We start from the raw sequence: 16,242 nt of genomic DNA, 5'->3' as shown, positions 1-16,242 counted from the left end.
CAGCGCAAAATCATCGATTGGATGGCACACCGCATTCATCTGGTATATCTGTCGCCTTATTCGCCGGAGCTGAACCTGATCGAAATTCTTTGGCGCGAAATCAAGTACCGATGGCTACCGCTGACAGCCTACCGTTCGTTCGATAAGCTCTGTGAAGCGGTCAAAAACGTGTGTGATGGTTACGGGACTAATAACTCGATAACTTTTGCATAACCACTTATCATAAATACCGCTAGGCGCCATGGCGATCACCATCCCCAAAAAAGCCAATCCAACGCCCCACCATTGACGAATAGAGAGTTGCTCCCCAGGGACCCAAAGATGCAGCCCCAAGGCGGCGAATATTGGGGCTGTATAGAGAAAGACCGACATATGCGACGCCAACGTATAGGTTAGCCCCCAGGCGACAAAAGCGAATTCGGCAGTAAATCCGAGGCCTACCAACAACCCAGGCGCCCAATGACGCACCGCATCCGCCCAGCGAATGCCCCGCCAATAGGCAAGCAGGGCGACCAGACAGCCAGCAATAGCGGAGCGCAAAGTCACCTGCACGATGGGTGAGATATCCTCAGCCACGCCTTTAATCGCTACTTGTTGAAAACCTAGTACCACGCAGAACAGCAACATCCACGATGCTGCTGTTACGTCCACCGGCTTTCGCTGAGAAGCGGCACTCGGTATCAATGACACTGCTCTTTGATGATTCATGACGCTCTCCTGTATGATCAAGGCGGCTATTGCACCAGCAAGCGTCACTGCGCCACAAACGATTACTTGTCAGCCCTAGGCTTAGGAAAACTCATGCAATGCGAATTGAAAGGCTACCGCTGAATGCACTGCGTGCCTTTGCTGAGGCTGCGCGCGAGAACAGCTTCAAAGCCGCGGCTTATCGTTTAGGCGTGACCCCTGGTGCCGTTAGCCGACAGGTTAAGCAGTTGGAAGAACGCTTGGGCGTTTTACTATTTGAACGGCATGCCAATGGGGTTTGTGTCACGGAGGCGGGCCGGGTATTAGCGGAAGATGTACAAGCCGGCCTTTTGCGTATCGCTGGCGGCGTACAACAGGTAACCGAGCGCTCAGAACAAGCCTTTCGCTTATTGATTAGTGCACCGCCCTCTTTCCTTCAACTCTGGCTACTACCGCGCTTACCCATCTTTGAAGCGAATGAGCGCCAAATAGAGATTTCCCTGGATGCCGAGGCGCGTTTAATGCCTCCCCTTTGGCTGCCGAATAGAGCACGCTTATCGCTGCGTTACGGCCAAGGCCCTTGGCCCGCTGTTTCCAGCCTGCGGCTATTTGAAGATACACTATTTCCCGTGTGCTCACCCGCCTTGTTGGCGCAAATGAACATACACTCTCCCGTCGACTTGCTCAGCCAAACCCTGCTCACGGTAGATTGGTGCGGCCATGCTAGCCACCAAGTCCCAGGCTGGAGTGACTGGTTCAAAAGTGCTGGGGTCGCAATAAACAAGATGCCCAACCAGCGCCAATATTCGCTCTACAGCCTAGCGCTGGATCAAGCTATTGCCGGTCAAGGTGTGGTACTTGCCAGCTACCCGTTGATAGCTGACCGACTCGCCAGCGGCGTTTTAGTGCGCCCTTTTGGCAAAAACTATCCGCTCGAATCACCTTTCGCCTATGATCTGATTCTGCCTACTGACGGAGAAGCCCCCATGGCGGTAGCTCGCTTCGTCGAGTGGTTAGAAAATGAAGCCGCTCAGTTTCGTGATGAACCTCTAAAGCGCACGATTTCTAAGCAATTATAGGGCTATCGCACCATGCATCGACTGCTACGACTTCCGGGCGCTTGGCCCTACTTGATTGCTATTTTTCTGAATGCCTTTGTGGATTTAGGGCACAAGATTGTTATTCAAAATACGATTTTTAAAAGCTATGACGGTACCGCCCAGGTAGTGCTGACCGCGCTGGTGAATGGATTAATTTTGCTGCCGTTTATTTTATTATTTAGCCCGGCGGGCCATGTGGCTGACACCTACCCCAAGGTACGCGTTCTGCGAGTATCTGCCTGTGCAGCGGTCGCCGTGTCACTGGGCATTACCGCCGCCTATTATCAGGGTTGGTTCTGGTTAGCCTTTGCTATGACACTGCTGCTAGCCATTCAATCGGCCTTCTATTCACCGGCAAAGTACGGCTTGGTAAAAGGGCTATTTGGTAAGCCGCGCCTGGCAGAAGCTAACGGACTTATCCAAGCAGTGACGATTGGCGCCATCCTAGCGGGCACGGTGGCTTTTACCGCGCTGTTTGAAACCTGGATATCGCCTGAAGACCAAACCCCAGCGCAGCTGCTACGTCAGGTCGCGCCGTTGGGCTGGCTGCTAGTGCTCAATAGCGCGATTCAGGTAGTGGCGCTTTACCGCCTTCCTTTGGATAACACCCAGACCACTGACATACCACTCACTTGGCAGCGCTATATCAAAGGCACTGCACTAAAAGACAATCTGCGGATAATCGCGCATCAGCCCGTTATCCGGCTTTCCATTATCGGTCTTGCGACGTTTTGGTCAGTTGGCCAAGTGCTATTGGCCGCCTTTCCGGCCTACGCTAAAGACGCGCTTAGTATCGATAACACCTTGGTGTTACAAGGCATTCTTGCGGCTAGCGGTATCGGCATTGCGTTGGGATCCCTGCTCGCTAGCAGGCTCTCACACAACCGCATAGAAACCGGACTAATACCGGTTGGCGCTTTAGGCGTAGCCATCGGTTTATGGTGCCTGCCGCTATTTTCCACACCTACCAGCCAAGCGCTGAACTTTGTCGTTATCGGCATCATGGGCGGTCTGTTTATTGTGCCGCTCAATGCATTGATTCAGTTTCACGCCGATGATAACGAGCTTGGCACTGTGCTGGCCGCCAATAACTGGATTCAGAACATCGCCATGCTGGGCTTTTTAGTGCTCACAGCGCTGTTTGCCTTAGCGGGAGTGGATAGCCTTTACCTGTTAATGTTGATTGCTAGCGTGGCGATGGTGGGCGGTGGCTACACCGTTATTAAACTGCCACAAAGCCTGGTGCGCTTTCTGCTCAGCTTCTTGCTAACACGCCGCTACCGCGTAGACGTACATGGCTTAGAGAACTTGCCCGCCCAAGGCGGCGTGCTGTTACTAGGCAATCATATTAGTTGGGTGGATTGGGCCATAGTACAAATCGCTAGCCCGCGCCCGGTACGTTTTGTGATGCTGAAAGCGATTTATCAGCGTTGGTATCTGCGCTGGTTCTTTAAAGCCCTAGGCTGTATTCCCATCGAGCGTGGCAGTGCCGCTGAACAGGCCCTAGCCGATGTCGCTGAACAGCTCAACGCCGGTGAAGTGGTGTGCTTGTTTCCTGAAGGGGCAATAAGCCGGACTGGGCAACTGGGTGAATTCCGCCGCGGCTATGAGCGCGCCTGCAAAATGGCTAATCCTGACGTTAAAATCGTCCCCTTCTACCTACGCGGCCTGTGGGGCAGTCAGTTCTCCCGCTCATCAAGCAAGTTAAAAGAGCTGCGCAACGCTCCGCTGCACCGCTCGGTGGTAGTCGCGTTTGGCAAACCAATTGCTAAAGACACTCCCGCCGATGTGCTCAAACGGCATATTTTTGAACAGGCCGCCCGCTCTTGGCAGCGGGCCATGGACGATCTACCCACCCTACCCGAGGCCTGGATTCAAAGCGTCAAACGACGCCCGAGTGAATTTACCGTGGCGGATGTTCAAGGCAGAGCGCTCGATGCAAGCCAAGCGCTAACCGCTAGCGTATTAATGGCGAAACGTATTCGTAAATTCAACCCAGGGCAAAACGTTGGCCTACTGCTACCTACCAGTAGCGTTGGCGTCATCGCTAATATGGCAACGCTCCTGGCGGGCAAAACGGTAGTAAACCTCGACTACACCGCCAGCCAAGAGATGCTGACGATTTTCCTTCACCAAGCGGAAATTACAACGCTCTTTACCTCGCGGCGCTTCGTGGAAAAACTTGAACAGCGCGGGCTAAACATTAGCGAGTTACTCGCTAATAGACAGGTGGTATATCTTGAAACCCTGCAAGCTTCCATAGGCCGCATTGAGCATGTGAGCATATGGCTGGCGGTGCGAATACTGCCCACATGGCTATTGCAAAGTGGCTTCTGCCGTAGTCACGCCCCTCATGCCACCGCAGCCATCTTGTTTTCAAGCGGCAGCGAAGGCCTGCCCAAAGGGGTAATGCTTAGCCACCGCAACCTGATGGCGAACATCAAGCAAACCTCCGACGTTCTCAATACACAAAGCAACGATGTGGTAATGGGTTCGCTGCCGCTGTACCACGTCTTTGGCTTCACCGTGACCCAGCTGCTTCCATTAATCGAAGGGCTACCGTTGGTGTGTCACGACGACCCCACCGATGCCCCCGGCATTGCTGCCGCAGTGGCTAAGCACAAAGCTACCATCATGTTCAGTATGTCGAGTTTTTTGCGCTTGTTCGTTGATAGCCAAGAGGTACACCCGCTGATGTTGGAAAGCTTAAGGGTGGTAGTGGCTGGGGCAGAGAAACTCGATGAAAACGTGCGCACGAGCTTTGCGCTGAAGTTTCACAAGCCGGTCTATGAAGGCTATGGTGCCACCGAAATTGCGCCTGTCGCCTCAGTGAATTTGCCCGATGCTATGGGTGCCCATTACCAGCAGATTCAGCGCGGTAGCAAGCTTGGTAGCGTAGGCATGCCGCTGCCCGGCACGAGTTTCAAAATTGTGGATCCTGAAAGTTTTGAGGAGCGGGCCAGTAGCGAGGTGGGCATGATTTTGATCAGCGGTCCTCAAATCATGCTGGGGTATCTGAATGACCCCAACCGTACCGATAACGTGCTAAGAGAGATTGAAGGTCACCGCTGGTATATTACGGGTGATAAAGGGTTTATTGATGAAGACGGCTTCTTAACTTTGCTCGGCCGCTATGCCAGTACTGTGTAAAGCAGCCACCCTTACTGCTATTTTTATTAGTTACAAAGGTGGTTTGAAAAGAAATCCAACAGCAGTTGGTTGTGTGTATTCTGACCAACACCACTGGGTATGTGATCCTCGCCCTCATAGTAGTGCACTTCAGGGTGGCGACCATGCTTACGCAAGCGTTGCTCCAGGCGTTTGGTCATGTCAACCGACCACATACGGTCTTGCATACCATGGGAGAGAAACAGCGGGCCAGGGTAGCGCTCAATCTCAATCGGTGTTGTGGGCAATAAATCTTCATGGCTACCCTGCCACATCCAAGCGCGTTTGCTGACATCCCAGGCTTGCCAGCCTGGATCCCCCGCATCACGAAAACTACGGGCATCAAAGGCACCGCACACAACATCTGGCGGGCTATGCGCGGCAATGGCATCAGGCATACCTTCGATATTATCTACTGCCATCAGTAAGCCGAGCAATAACGCATGTTCGGCGCCGCGGGAGATGCCATAGAGCCCTACTCGCTCATCAGCGAACTGGAATTCCCGTAGGGCTTTAAATGCCTCTACACTGCGATCCAGTGGGTAATCAATAATATGCCCCGCGTTCCATGCATTACCGCCACTTGAGTAGCCATAAGGGAACGCCAAGAAGCCATGGGCGGCGAATAGCATCGCGTCACGATGGCTCCACCCCGCCCATGCCCCTTCAGAACCATGCAGCAGCATAATAGCCGGGAAAGGGCCATCACCCGGCGGGCCGTAGGTCACGCCCCAGCCGGGTAGTAAGCGCTGCACGATATTTAAAACCAATTAAACAATCACTTCTTCAAAAAAATAGAGCTTGAATATCTGGGCATAAGGCTTAAATAAGCTCAAAGATGGCTCAGTCGGCATTTTCTCAGTTCAAAACTCTCAGCTTTTCTCTGGGTTCTTTGAACGAGTCTGTTGCGATGCCAAATCGCTCCGAAAGCTCGCAGATTTGGCGCCAGTTCAACTTGCGGCGCCCATTGAGAACTGCAGACACCACCGATTGAGCGCCGACTTCAGGTAGCTCGCTCTGCGCTATCCCATGCTCCTGCATAAGGTAGCGAAGTACCTCGCGTCCTGTCACCTCAGGCATTGGGCGATGTAGTTCATCATAGGATTCAATGATATCACCCAAGCGATTCGCTAAGCCGACAAGTGGATGGGACTCATCTTCGCCGACAAGCTCGAGGATTTCATCCAGAGCCGCGACCCGAGCATCGTATTCTGCCTCGCTGTGTGGGTCGCTAAGAAGAGGAGCAAGATAAACCCAGTGCTCAGTTGCTTGCTCAACGAGTGCGTGCATAGTCACTCCTTTTTCCACTTACCCTTGTCGTACTCTTTATGATCGAGGATATGACGGATAAATACTTTTTTGCTTTGATAATGAACAACAGCGATTAACCTCAGCTTGTTGCCACCTATGTCAAAAACATGGTAATTCCCTACTTTGTCAGTGGCTGGAAATAGCACTTTCATAGCACTGAAATCTTTTGGGTTATTAGATTTAATCAGCCGATACCATGCTTCTAGGGCTGTGGCCGTATTCGGATTAGCTTCTATAGCTTCCCAAATACGCTTCTGTGTAATGATGTGCATCTAGCTTAGCCCCCACTCATACAAGCACTTTATAGCATATTGCTATAAATAGCAATATGCTATTTTCGAGTACGCAGTGGTCACTGCTACGGTCATTTACTTAACCAGCAGGAGATTCTGCACCACCTGTCGCCGACGATTGCTTGCCCTGCCTAGCCCCTAGGGCGATATCCTGATGACTAATCACCACAACATCGCGTGGCCACCACTCAGGATGGTTATCGCGAATAAAGGTCATCAGTTTCTCACGGACGTTCACCTCTGCAGTCCACCCGGCCATGGGGTCGGATGTCATGAGGTAACAGGTGATAATTTGGGCCGTACCGTTTTGTCCCGTTACACTGCAGAGCAATTTATGGTGCTCAATGACGCTCTCTTCCTCTTCAGCGAAGGCCAGAAACTTCTCTCTAAGTAGCGATATATCCGCGCTCAAATGAAGAGTCAGCTCCAAACTGCGATACATCTTGGTACTTTTAACCGACAGGTTCTCAAAAGGCTTGGAGACGAAATAGGTAACCGGCACGATTAAGCGGCGTTCATCCCACACTCTTAACCGAATGAAGGTATAGAAAATGCCTTCCACGTAGCACCACTGCCCCTCGAACATAACGAGATCGCCGATGCGAATGGGTTTTGCAAATGACAGCTGAAAAGAGGAAAGGATATTGCCAAGCATTGCTTGGCCCGCAATACCTACCAGCACCGCTAACACACTGGCAGAGGCGAGAATGGATAATCCCAGCGTCTCAAAGAGCTGGATTTGCCCCAGCACGTATACCGATACAGCAATAACCGTAATCAGAATAATAATCCGACGCAGCGCATAGAGTGACGTCAGTAACCGTCGTTGATCTCTGGGTTTGGTGTCATCGATTTCACCCACCAGCCGCCGCGTTAGACGCAGCATAATGGTATCCACTAAGCGGAGTGCGATGGTGCCAGCCCCCCACGCCAGAACAGCGATTAACAATACCCGGAACGTGGTAGTGGCCACCGCCGAGAAGGAGACCACATAGTCCAATAGCACCTGAGTAATCAAGGAGATAACGATCAGCGCCATAGGAACTTTAATACGCGCAGCGAAAATACTTTGTGCGCCCGAGGGTAATAACTTGGCCGTTAGCCCGACAAAGCCATACACCCCCCACCCCACTAAACCGATAAACAACAGGAAAGCGGGGATGGCGATCCACTCCCATATCATCAGAATCCCAAACGATGACGTAAAGCGATCAGGAATATACGCCTCTAGCCACGAAGGGCCATACTCCTCATACAAAACAGGAATCGATGAAACACTCTCTGGCATGATCAGCCAGACGGGATCTTCCCCTTCCACTTGATAGCGACCAAGACGAATATCGTAGGCTTCACCGCCAACCTGTAGCGAAGTAATTTCAATATCTCGACGCGGCACCCCGGCCCGGGGATCCTGAACAGTAGTATCCTCAATCGCGGCATCCTGGCGTCCGGAAAGATTGGAGACATTCAGCCATTCGCCACGTTTGAAGATTTCGGCCAGCTGCATGGCAAGTTCGCTGCCCTGCTCGGCCTGCTCATCAGTAGACAGGTCAGAAAGGTTAAGCAGATGCGCCGCTGCGGCATACTCCTCCGCTTCGGTAAGCTCGACAAAACTACGCACCGACTCCCGCGGCGTTCTACGATTTACGTCATCCGGGACCTCACCTAGCCCAGCGTTCAACGTATCGGCGCTGAACCACTGGTTATCCTCGCTCTCCCCTCCTTGAGTTTGTGCCGCGCAGAGGCTGGAAAAGGTAACTAACGCTACCAGCACTACCCACACGATCCACAAGCCGATTACTTTCATATATACCTTATTCATTAAAATGGGCCATTTTGCTTACCGCCAACAGGCCCGTTACCGAGCCAGCCCAGCATGGTCACTGAGCAATCCATGTCAGTGGAGGAACAAAGTACAGCCTACCTTTACTGATGAAGCAAGGCGTATCAAAGCATTCATCATTGAAAGTAACCGCTAAGAGAGTGAGGATTACCGAGCCATCTCGCCTAGCTTGTTAAGCTCATCGCCATGCATAGCCACCAGCAACGGTTCACCCTTGCCATTCACTCGAAATTGCCCGTAGCGGGCAGGCTCATAGCGTTCGGCGTGGCCTTCCTGAAAGAAGAACGCATCGGTAGCGAAGCGTACCTGACCATGGCGCAGCCGGTAGCGCAGTCGCCGTTCTTCATTGGATAAAGCACGACCATCATCCAGCCGCTGAAAGTGAGCGATGCGCTGTTCATCCAAGCGCACCACCACATAGCCATTACTGGCTTGCTGAGGCTCATCTTGCAGCACAGCACCTTGAAATAGCGCGCTTTGAATTTGGTTGGCGAGTTCGAAGTTTAGCGCCATATAGTCACCCTGCATTAATGAGCGCGGGTCGACCGGCGCTAATTCCAGGTAAACCACCTCGCCTTCGCCCAAGTGGCGCTCTTTCGCCCATATCGCCCAGTTCACAGCGACTAAAATTAGCAACATAGTGGTAACGACAATCGCCTGGCTCCACTTAACATTACGCTTCATTGTCTAGACTCCCGCCGCTTGGCTGAGTAAGAAAAGCGCCCAACCAACGACGCAACCCCCATCGCAGCATTAGCAGCAAGCCTCCCATCACCAACAGCGTTAGCGCCTTGGTTAAGAGCGTCGCGTCCAGCCAGTAGTAGAAACTGATAATACCCACCAGCAGCGAAAACACCCCGAGCCCCACTAACACACGGTGGCCAATCGCAAAACCTAGCAGTAATACCACCACCCCCTGGCCAATCCCCGGCGCATAAAAAGCCATCAGCAGCAGCGCGGCTGCGCTGGCGAAAATGCTCCTCGTTAATTGGGATTTATGCTTTTTAAATGGAAGATGGCGCTGAAACACGGCGTAAAGTAGTAAGGCCAGCGAGATTGCAATCAATACAACGCTTAACCATGGCGCTAGCCATGCAAAATCACCGCGGCTGTGATGATCAAACCAAAACCAGAATGGCTGGCCGCTGTGCGCTAAACCCTGGGTAACCAACAGGCCCATTAACAAGCCATAGCCCCACGCCTGCACGGCGTTAATACGGCTTGGCCAGCGAAATTCATTCAGCCAGAGTAGTGTCAATGCAAGCAGTACCAATCCACTGGCTACTTGCCCAATAGCACTCACTGACAACGCCATATAAAGCGCCAGGCTAGCAGCCAAGGCAGAAAAGCTACGGTGAACCTGACTGGGCATTACCAGCGCCAGCATGGCTTGTAAGCCAAAGAGTAGCCACCATAAGGAAGTGGACAACTCCCAAAGCTCGACTATTCCCCAAGCGATTAGCAGTTGCCCGGCTAAACTCACCGCCAGCGCCATGTGTTCGAGTACATCCCACCGAGCCGTACGTAATAGCGCAAACGCTGCACCGACCATAGCAAGCCCAACGCCCATGGATGCTACCGGGCTTTCCACCACAAACACCACACCTGTCGCGATAAAGCCCAACAAAAACAGTGCTGCCAGCCAGCCGGAAAATGCCTGCAGCACCCGCACAAACCAAGGTGCCTTTAGTGGCACTGCCGTGGTTGGCTCGTTTACCGTAATGCCTGCTTGGCCCAGTCTCGCTTTTAAATTATTAACGTGATTAGTCACTGGGTAGCCTCGAGATGTAGACGCTTTAGCCACACCACTGCCCCGGCGCCCATCGCAAATACGGCGATAGCCAGCAAAAGCAAACTACCCGACTGCCACTCACCTTCCCATAGCGTATACCGCGCAAGTAACAGCGTAATAACCGTTATCACCGAGACACAGCCGCCCGCAATCATAAACAGATCAGGCCGCCAATAGCGGTAAATGCCATATAGCGCTGCCAGCCAGAATGGATAAATTAACAGCACTGGTGACCATTCGAGGCCCGCATCGGCTATTAACGTCATCATTAACAGCGTAAGAGGCACACCACTTCCTACCGCAAGTAAACGGATGACCCAACGTCCTTGACAGTCACAACGCTGCGCGTCCCACTCCCATATCGACAATGCCGTCGTATTCAGTACAAAAAGCCCCCACAGCGCAGCCTCGCTACTAACTAAAGCGCCAAATGGCCAACCCCAAGTACGGAAACAGAGTCCGACGGCCAAGTTGAGTAACCCCAGCCACATCACCCAAAGCAGCTCAAAGCGTGCCACCCATGCCCAAGGTAGCGTAAACACTGCCCAGATAAAAAATAGCTGCCACGGGTCGGCACCGGTTTGATAAACCTGCCCAAACAGCGCCAAGAGCACGCCTACCAGCAGGGATGCAGCCGTAAGCGCCACGCTTACAAGTAGAGGGTTGGCTTTCCCCCACACGGCAACACCCACCGCCGATACCAGCGCCGCCTGCAAAATCCCAAAGCGTAGCCAGCGAGCCATGTCAGCCCAGTTATAGGCTACGAAAAACAGCGCCGCGAAGGTGACTGCCAGTACACCCAGCCAAAGCAATAGCCGATCAATAAACACTGCCCAGGCACGGGTTGAAGGGTGCATCCCAGCCACCTCCACGGCACGCGCCACCTGCTCAGGCGGTATAGCGCCCTGATCAATTAACGACACCAATTCACGGCGAGAGTTAGCCATGGGCTTCCTTGTTACGGGTTAATAGCAGAGAGGTAAGAGATTTAAGTCTCAAAAGAGTGTCTATATTTTGGTTATTAAGCCAGTCATACATGTCATTAATACGGTAGGCACCTGCAGCAAGCAAAATAGACCAATCCATTACTTGTTTTTAAATGCCATTCAATACAAGTTACGTAGAACCTTTTACCATCCTCAACGTCGAACCATCGCTTCTTTACCGCGGCCTAAGTGGAGACACCAGATGCTAATAAAAATTGCTAAACCGAGTGACTTGCACGAATCCGATGTTACGCCGGAATCGATCTACCTCTCCCGTCGACGCTTTATGGGCGGTATGGCAGGCCTGGGCGCAGGGCTTGCCCTATCCGGCCACGTACGCGCCAATGAAGACTACTCCGATGTGCCTGAAAGCAGTGCACCAGAATGGCTTAAAGAAAAAATCAGCGACACCCAGTGGCGGGCCATCACCCCGAGCGACCCTGAAAAAGACACCATCGCCCCTTATGACGATGCCAGCGGCTACAACAACTTCTTTGAATTTGGCTCGGGTAAAACCGACCCCGCCCGCCATGCAGGCAGCCTACAAACCCAGCCCTGGAGTGTGCTGGTCGATGGTGAAGTAAATAACGGTGGGCGCATTGCCCTTGAAGACTTCGCCAGACCTTCACAGTTTGAAGAGCGTATTTATCGCCTGCGCTGCGTCGAGGCGTGGTCGATGGTCATTCCCTGGCTGGGCATTCCCCTTGCCGATGTGATCAAGCGTGCCGAACCCACCAGCAAAGCCAAGTACGTTCGCTTTGAAACTCTGGTCGACCCAGAGCAAATGCCAGGCCAGCGCTCCTCGTTCTCAGTCATCGACTGGCCCTACGTGGAAGGCCTACGTATGGATGAAGCCATGAACCCGCTAACGATTCTGGCCCTGGGCATGTATGGGCGTGAACTGCCCAACCAAAACGGAGCGCCCTTGCGACTAGTGGTGCCCTGGAAGTATGGTTTCAAGAGCATCAAATCGATTGTGCGTATCTCGTTGGTGGAAGAGCAGCCAGTTAACTCCTGGCAGCAAATTGCATCCAATGAGTACGGCTTCTACGCTAACGTTAACCCCGAGGTGGATCATCCGCGCTGGAGTCAGGCCACCGAACGCCGCCTGCCCAATAGCCTGTTCAACACCAATACCATTGATACCTTGATGTTTAATGGCTATGCCGATGAAGTTGCCCAGATGTACGCAGGTATGGATTTGAGGACAAATTACTAATGGCCAGCCCACGTTTATGGTTGGTATGGCGTGTGGGCGTATTTCTGGCCGCGCTAGCGCCGTTACTATATTGGGGTTGGCAGGTGGCGATCAACGCCGCCGGCCCCGAGCCGGGGCGCTACTTGCTGCTGAATATCGGTATCGGCGGGCTGTGGATGCTGCTGCTTACCTTGAGTCTTACCCCACTCACCAAGCTCACCCGCTGGAAAGGCTTTGCGCTAATCCGACGCCAGCTGGGTTTATGGACACTCGCCTACGCCACGCTGCATTTGCTCAGCTATGCGCTATTTATTCTGGGGCTTAACTGGGCACTGCTGGGTAGCGAGATCGTCAAACGGCCCTACATCATTGTCGGCATGATCGCGCTAATCGGCCTTGCCGTGCTGGGGGCGACGTCTAACAAGTGGTCGATGAAGCGCCTAGGCAAACGCTGGAAGCCGCTGCATAAATTTTCCTACGTTATTTTGGGCCTCGTCCTGCTGCACTTCTTCTGGGTAGTGCGCGCCGATATGCAAGAGTGGGCGATGTATGCCGCGATTGCAGCGCTGATTATGGTCACTCGCCTTCCACCCATCGTCCGCATACTGCCTAAACTACGTTATCAGTTTAGACGTTGACTACATACATTAAGAGCTATATCTGGAACAACTCTAATGGCCACCTGTGGGTCAGTTATCATATCCCTTGGCGATATACTTAAAAAATAAGTAAAAAACACAAAGAAAATTAAAAAATAATCAATCAGTGCTAAATAAGTTAAAAATGACATGGAGGAAAATCAACATAAACAACAAAATATAAAAAAATCAAAACAGAGAAAAAAATATGCTTTATTTAGCACAAAGTATGACCATTGGATTTATGATAGCAGCTCCTGTTGGTCCAATAGGGCTGCTCTGCATTCAAAGGACGTTAGCTGGAGGCTGGAAGCTTGGTTTTATAACAGGATTAGGGGCTGCTTCAGCAGACTTGATCTATGGAATATTGGGGGTACTTGGCTTTGCCACAGTTATATCACTGTTGACAACATCAACGTTATGGCTGTCGATTGCAGGGGGGATAGTACTTATTTATCTGGGATTCTCTGCAGCAAAAAGTAACGTAAGCTACTCTACTGACAGCAAAAAATCACACTCTCCACTAAAAGCTTATATGTCTACTTTCTTTCTTACACTATCGAACCCAATGACAATTTTTGCATTTATTGCGGTATTTTCAGCAATAGCGCCAGGGGGAGGCGATGGCACAGAAATAGGCCTCCTAAGATTGATCATAATTTGCCTGGGAGTTTTCCTTGGGTCTATTGCTTGGTGGATAGCCTTGACTTCCGCATCTTATTACTTAGCAACAAAAATAGATGACTCTAAGATTAAAGCCATCAGTTTCTTAGCTGGAATTTCAATAGCTTTATTTGGTTGTTATACCATCGCAAACGCCATCATTAAAACATTATAAATCAACGACGATTGTTCAAAAACATACCTAAAACATCTCTTTTCCAATCCATAGAAATTGGCATTGACAGAATAATTCTTGTTTTTGTTTCACCATACATATTTATATTTGAAACAAATCTTTCAACATCTCTATTAGTAGGAACATATATCCTTATCAAGTAGGAGTCTTCACCTGTCACATGTAGGCACTCCACCACCTCTGGCATTGACTCAAGCTTTGCTAGCAGTTGCTCTTTTTGTGGTTTAAAGGCAGTAATTCCAATTACAGCAGAGACAGCAAGTCCAACTTTCTCCAGATCAACTACCGTTGTGTAGCCTTTTATAACGCCACTTTCCTCCAATTTTCTTATTCGCTCTGTCACTGCAGGTATCGACAGTCCTACTTGTTGAGACAAGTTTGTGATAGAGGCTCTACCATTTTTTAGAAGAGCGCAGATAATTTTCAAATTAATTTTGTCCATTTAAGTCCTCACAAAGAAAAGCTTAATTTTTAAGGAAAAAGCCAAAGAAAAACTTAATTTATATATTTATCCAACACCCTACCCAATGCATAATTATAAATATACATCTTCTTTTATAACCACCGAATCGTCATAAATTAAAATTCACCATAATTAAGCAATATAAATTTTAATTATTGGAGGTTACTATCATGAGCATTAATGGTCTCAGCACACAAAAATGGACTCAAGAAAGCCAACCAGCAAATTTAGAAGAAATTCTCAGTGATGGAAGTGTAAAGTGTCATTTATCTCCTAGAAACTGTGTCATTAAAGAAGGACGAGTCGGCTTTTGTAAAGTTCGTGCAAATAGAAACGGTCGCCTTGTAACTTTAAATTATGGCAAAGGAGTCCACAATACACAAGAGACTATCGAAACAGAGGCAGTTTTTCATTTTTCACCAGGTGAGAAAATTTTATCCTTGGGAAATATTGGGTGTATGCTGAATTGTGGGTACTGTCATAACTGGAAAACATCACAAGCCAAGTACGTTACTGACAAAGATGTATACTACTATACACCAGAGCAGGTGATAGAATCTGCCCTCCGACATGGAATCAAGGTGCTATCATGGACATACAACGACCCTGTAGTATGGCATGAGTTTATCCTAGATACGGCCAAGCTGGCAAAAGAAGCAGGCCTAATAAACCTATATAAATCTGCTTTTTTTATTACTGAAGAAGCTATTGATGAATTACTTCCAGTAATTGATATTTTTTCAATATCACTAAAATCGTCATCATCTGAGTATTACCGAAAAGTTACTACCGGCTGGATTGAGCCAGTGTTAGAGGGTATAAAGAAGGTATATCATGCAGGCAAGCATGTTGAAATAAGCACCCTTATGGTTACAGACATTAGCGATAACGAAGATTCTGCCAGAACCATTTCAAAATGGATACTAGATGAACTAGACCCATCTGTACCACTTCACTTTGTGCGATTCCACCCAGATTATAAAATGGCTAACAGCACTAGGACACCTATAGACCGGCTACATAAAGCAAAAACTATTGCACAAGAAATGGGGTTAAAACACGTTTACCTAGGCAACATAAATGACGATGAAGCAACAAACTCATATTGTTATCAGTGCTCTTCACTTTTAGTAACAAGATATGGTTTGAATGCAGAAAACGTTGGCTTAGATAAAACAGGTCATTGTCTGAAATGCGGACACTACAATAACTTCATAACACTTCAAAAAACTCACTCTAAAAAACCCATCAATCCAAAACACTTAAATATATCAGATTACGAGAAAAAAGAGTTTCATTGGCATGGAGATATTGTATCAATACATGCTCAAGTAGCGAACACAACGAACATTTCAAACATTATTTTCTTTAGGCGAATAATGGAAAACAAGATGCACGGAGAGTGGGAGCACATATCTCTTGTGCCAAAAGAAAGTTATCGCTTTATTATTGCAAAGTCAAAGCCACAAGAACTTGGGACTGAGTTTCTATTGCCCCCGGGAATATCCTCAAATCTTCATGAAGTTTTTGACAGAGCTCATTTTCCAACTGAAGCAATAGAGGATATAGGGATATCAATGAATGATACCACTCCTAAAATAGGCTATAAAGGCAAACAAAACATGTACCCACAGCTAATAAAAATGGTAAATAACGATGAAAATTGAAACAGAGTTACTCCATCAACAGCATGATTTTAGTCAGGCTAGATCATCTGTTAGTCCTATATTCCAGTGCAGTGCATTTGATAGTGGCTCGGAATACTTCTATTCAAGAAAAAACAATCCTAATATTGAAGAATTAGAAAACACCTGAATCCGTGAAGCCGGCGCCGACACTTTCCCTATCACCGCCAGCGAGCACTTTTTGATCATTCGCCCCGTGCAAGTTGGCTTTCGCAAGCC

At 49.7% G+C, this 16,242-nt stretch carries 16 protein-coding genes; 7 read left to right on the top strand and 9 right to left on the bottom strand.

The features are described from left to right. A partial coding sequence (locus tag ACQKE4_RS19180; RefSeq protein ID WP_427389861.1) for a transposase occupies positions 1 to 213 on the top strand: 213 nt, incomplete at its 5' end. Here the strand turns inward: ACQKE4_RS19180 and ACQKE4_RS19175 are convergent. Continuing rightward, positions 115 to 708, bottom strand: a complete 594-nt coding sequence (locus tag ACQKE4_RS19175; protein ID WP_427389860.1) for a DMT family transporter — start codon at positions 706 to 708, stop codon at positions 115 to 117. The two genes, ACQKE4_RS19180 and ACQKE4_RS19175, sit on opposite strands and share 99 nt — an antisense overlap. Positions 709 to 806: 98 nt before the next feature. Between ACQKE4_RS19175 and ACQKE4_RS19170 the strand changes: the two genes are divergently transcribed. Together ACQKE4_RS19170 and ACQKE4_RS19165 are read left to right on the top strand one after the other, a co-directional pair. Beyond that, positions 807 to 1,766, top strand: coding sequence for a LysR family transcriptional regulator (locus tag ACQKE4_RS19170; RefSeq protein ID WP_427389859.1), 960 nt, complete (start codon positions 807 to 809; stop codon positions 1,764 to 1,766). Positions 1,767 to 1,778: 12 nt separating this feature from the next. Next, on the top strand, positions 1,779 to 4,937 hold the full coding sequence (locus tag ACQKE4_RS19165; RefSeq protein ID WP_427389858.1) for an acyl-[ACP]--phospholipid O-acyltransferase: 3,159 nt from the start codon (positions 1,779 to 1,781) through the stop codon (positions 4,935 to 4,937). A gap of 26 nt (positions 4,938 to 4,963) precedes the next feature. Here the strand turns inward: ACQKE4_RS19165 and ACQKE4_RS19160 are convergent, their stop codons facing one another. The 7 genes from ACQKE4_RS19160 to ACQKE4_RS19130 form a co-directional block, all read right to left on the bottom strand. Next, positions 4,964 to 5,710, bottom strand: coding sequence for an alpha/beta hydrolase family protein (locus tag ACQKE4_RS19160; protein WP_427389857.1), 747 nt, complete (start codon positions 5,708 to 5,710; stop codon positions 4,964 to 4,966). A gap of 103 nt (positions 5,711 to 5,813) precedes the next feature. Further along, positions 5,814 to 6,245, bottom strand: a complete 432-nt coding sequence (locus ACQKE4_RS19155; RefSeq protein ID WP_290841758.1) for a helix-turn-helix domain-containing protein — start codon at positions 6,243 to 6,245, stop codon at positions 5,814 to 5,816. 2 nt (positions 6,246 to 6,247) lie between these two features. Further along, on the bottom strand, positions 6,248 to 6,538 hold the full coding sequence (locus ACQKE4_RS19150; protein WP_427389856.1) for a type II toxin-antitoxin system HigB family toxin: 291 nt from the start codon (positions 6,536 to 6,538) through the stop codon (positions 6,248 to 6,250). A gap of 100 nt (positions 6,539 to 6,638) precedes the next feature. Continuing rightward, positions 6,639 to 8,366, bottom strand: coding sequence for a mechanosensitive ion channel family protein (locus ACQKE4_RS19145; RefSeq protein WP_427389855.1), 1,728 nt, complete (start codon positions 8,364 to 8,366; stop codon positions 6,639 to 6,641). Positions 8,367 to 8,549: 183 nt separating this feature from the next. Next, positions 8,550 to 9,086, bottom strand: coding sequence for a GDYXXLXY domain-containing protein (locus tag ACQKE4_RS19140; protein WP_427389854.1), 537 nt, complete (start codon positions 9,084 to 9,086; stop codon positions 8,550 to 8,552). Then, complete coding sequence (locus tag ACQKE4_RS19135) at positions 9,076 to 10,173, bottom strand: DUF4401 domain-containing protein (protein ID WP_427389853.1); 1,098 nt, start codon at positions 10,171 to 10,173, stop codon at positions 9,076 to 9,078. The genes ACQKE4_RS19140 and ACQKE4_RS19135 overlap by 11 nt, the downstream gene beginning before the upstream one ends. After that, positions 10,170 to 11,141: a DUF2157 domain-containing protein gene (locus ACQKE4_RS19130; RefSeq protein ID WP_427389852.1), complete on the bottom strand. Its 972-nt coding sequence runs from the start codon at positions 11,139 to 11,141 to the stop codon at positions 10,170 to 10,172. Before ACQKE4_RS19130 ends, ACQKE4_RS19135 begins: the two co-directional genes overlap by 4 nt. A 241-nt stretch (positions 11,142 to 11,382) precedes the next feature. Here ACQKE4_RS19130 and msrP point away from each other — a divergent pair, with 241 nt between their 5' ends. The 3 genes from msrP (at position 11,383) to ACQKE4_RS19115 (ending at position 13,854) form a co-directional block, all read left to right on the top strand. Beyond that, the gene (gene msrP / locus ACQKE4_RS19125; protein WP_427389851.1) at positions 11,383 to 12,399 is read left to right on the top strand and encodes a protein-methionine-sulfoxide reductase catalytic subunit MsrP; all 1,017 of its coding nucleotides are present in this window, start codon (positions 11,383 to 11,385) and stop codon (positions 12,397 to 12,399) included. Further along, entirely contained in the window at positions 12,399 to 13,016 is a 618-nt protein-coding gene (gene msrQ / locus ACQKE4_RS19120; RefSeq protein WP_427389850.1) for a protein-methionine-sulfoxide reductase heme-binding subunit MsrQ, read from the top strand. Before msrP ends, msrQ begins: the two co-directional genes overlap by 1 nt. A gap of 208 nt (positions 13,017 to 13,224) precedes the next feature. Then, a complete protein-coding gene (locus tag ACQKE4_RS19115; protein WP_427389849.1) occupies positions 13,225 to 13,854 on the top strand; it encodes a LysE family translocator in 630 nt (209 codons plus the stop codon). A 1-nt stretch (position 13,855) separates the two neighbouring features. Here the strand turns inward: ACQKE4_RS19115 and ACQKE4_RS19110 are convergent, their stop codons facing one another. Continuing rightward, positions 13,856 to 14,317 carry an Lrp/AsnC family transcriptional regulator gene (locus tag ACQKE4_RS19110; protein WP_427389848.1) on the bottom strand — a complete coding sequence of 154 codons (462 nt, stop codon included), beginning with the start codon at positions 14,315 to 14,317 and terminating at the stop codon, positions 13,856 to 13,858. Between the two features lie 191 nt (positions 14,318 to 14,508). Here ACQKE4_RS19110 and amrS point away from each other — a divergent pair, with 191 nt between their 5' ends. After that, positions 14,509 to 16,005: an AmmeMemoRadiSam system radical SAM enzyme gene (gene amrS, locus ACQKE4_RS19105; RefSeq protein WP_427389847.1), complete on the top strand. Its 1,497-nt coding sequence runs from the start codon at positions 14,509 to 14,511 to the stop codon at positions 16,003 to 16,005. Positions 16,006 to 16,242 lie beyond the last annotated feature (237 nt).

The organism is Halomonas sp. NPDC076908 (genome assembly GCF_050269715.1).
Lineage (GTDB): Bacteria > Pseudomonadota > Gammaproteobacteria > Pseudomonadales > Halomonadaceae > Vreelandella.
This window is presented reverse-complemented; position numbering and strand designations above follow the sequence as displayed.

Bases quoted from the DNA above. Each gene is read 5' to 3' on its own strand.
- ACQKE4_RS19175 (WP_427389860.1), bottom strand. From the start codon at position 708: ATGAATCATCAAAGAGCAGTGTCATTGATACCGAGTGCCGCTTCTCAG.
- ACQKE4_RS19170 (WP_427389859.1), top strand. From the start codon at position 807: ATGCGAATTGAAAGGCTACCGCTGAATGCACTGCGTGCCTTTGCTGAG.
- ACQKE4_RS19165 (WP_427389858.1), top strand. From the start codon at position 1,779: ATGCATCGACTGCTACGACTTCCGGGCGCTTGGCCCTACTTGATTGCT.
- ACQKE4_RS19155 (WP_290841758.1), bottom strand. From the start codon at position 6,245: ATGCACGCACTCGTTGAGCAAGCAACTGAGCACTGGGTTTATCTTGCT.
- ACQKE4_RS19150 (WP_427389856.1), bottom strand. From the start codon at position 6,538: ATGCACATCATTACACAGAAGCGTATTTGGGAAGCTATAGAAGCTAAT.
- ACQKE4_RS19145 (WP_427389855.1), bottom strand. From the start codon at position 8,366: ATGAAAGTAATCGGCTTGTGGATCGTGTGGGTAGTGCTGGTAGCGTTA.
- ACQKE4_RS19140 (WP_427389854.1), bottom strand. From the start codon at position 9,086: ATGAAGCGTAATGTTAAGTGGAGCCAGGCGATTGTCGTTACCACTATG.
- ACQKE4_RS19130 (WP_427389852.1), bottom strand. From the start codon at position 11,141: ATGGCTAACTCTCGCCGTGAATTGGTGTCGTTAATTGATCAGGGCGCT.
- msrP (WP_427389851.1), top strand. From the start codon at position 11,383: ATGCTAATAAAAATTGCTAAACCGAGTGACTTGCACGAATCCGATGTT.
- msrQ (WP_427389850.1), top strand. From the start codon at position 12,399: ATGGCCAGCCCACGTTTATGGTTGGTATGGCGTGTGGGCGTATTTCTG.
- ACQKE4_RS19115 (WP_427389849.1), top strand. From the start codon at position 13,225: ATGCTTTATTTAGCACAAAGTATGACCATTGGATTTATGATAGCAGCT.
- ACQKE4_RS19110 (WP_427389848.1), bottom strand. From the start codon at position 14,317: ATGGACAAAATTAATTTGAAAATTATCTGCGCTCTTCTAAAAAATGGT.
- amrS (WP_427389847.1), top strand. From the start codon at position 14,509: ATGAGCATTAATGGTCTCAGCACACAAAAATGGACTCAAGAAAGCCAA.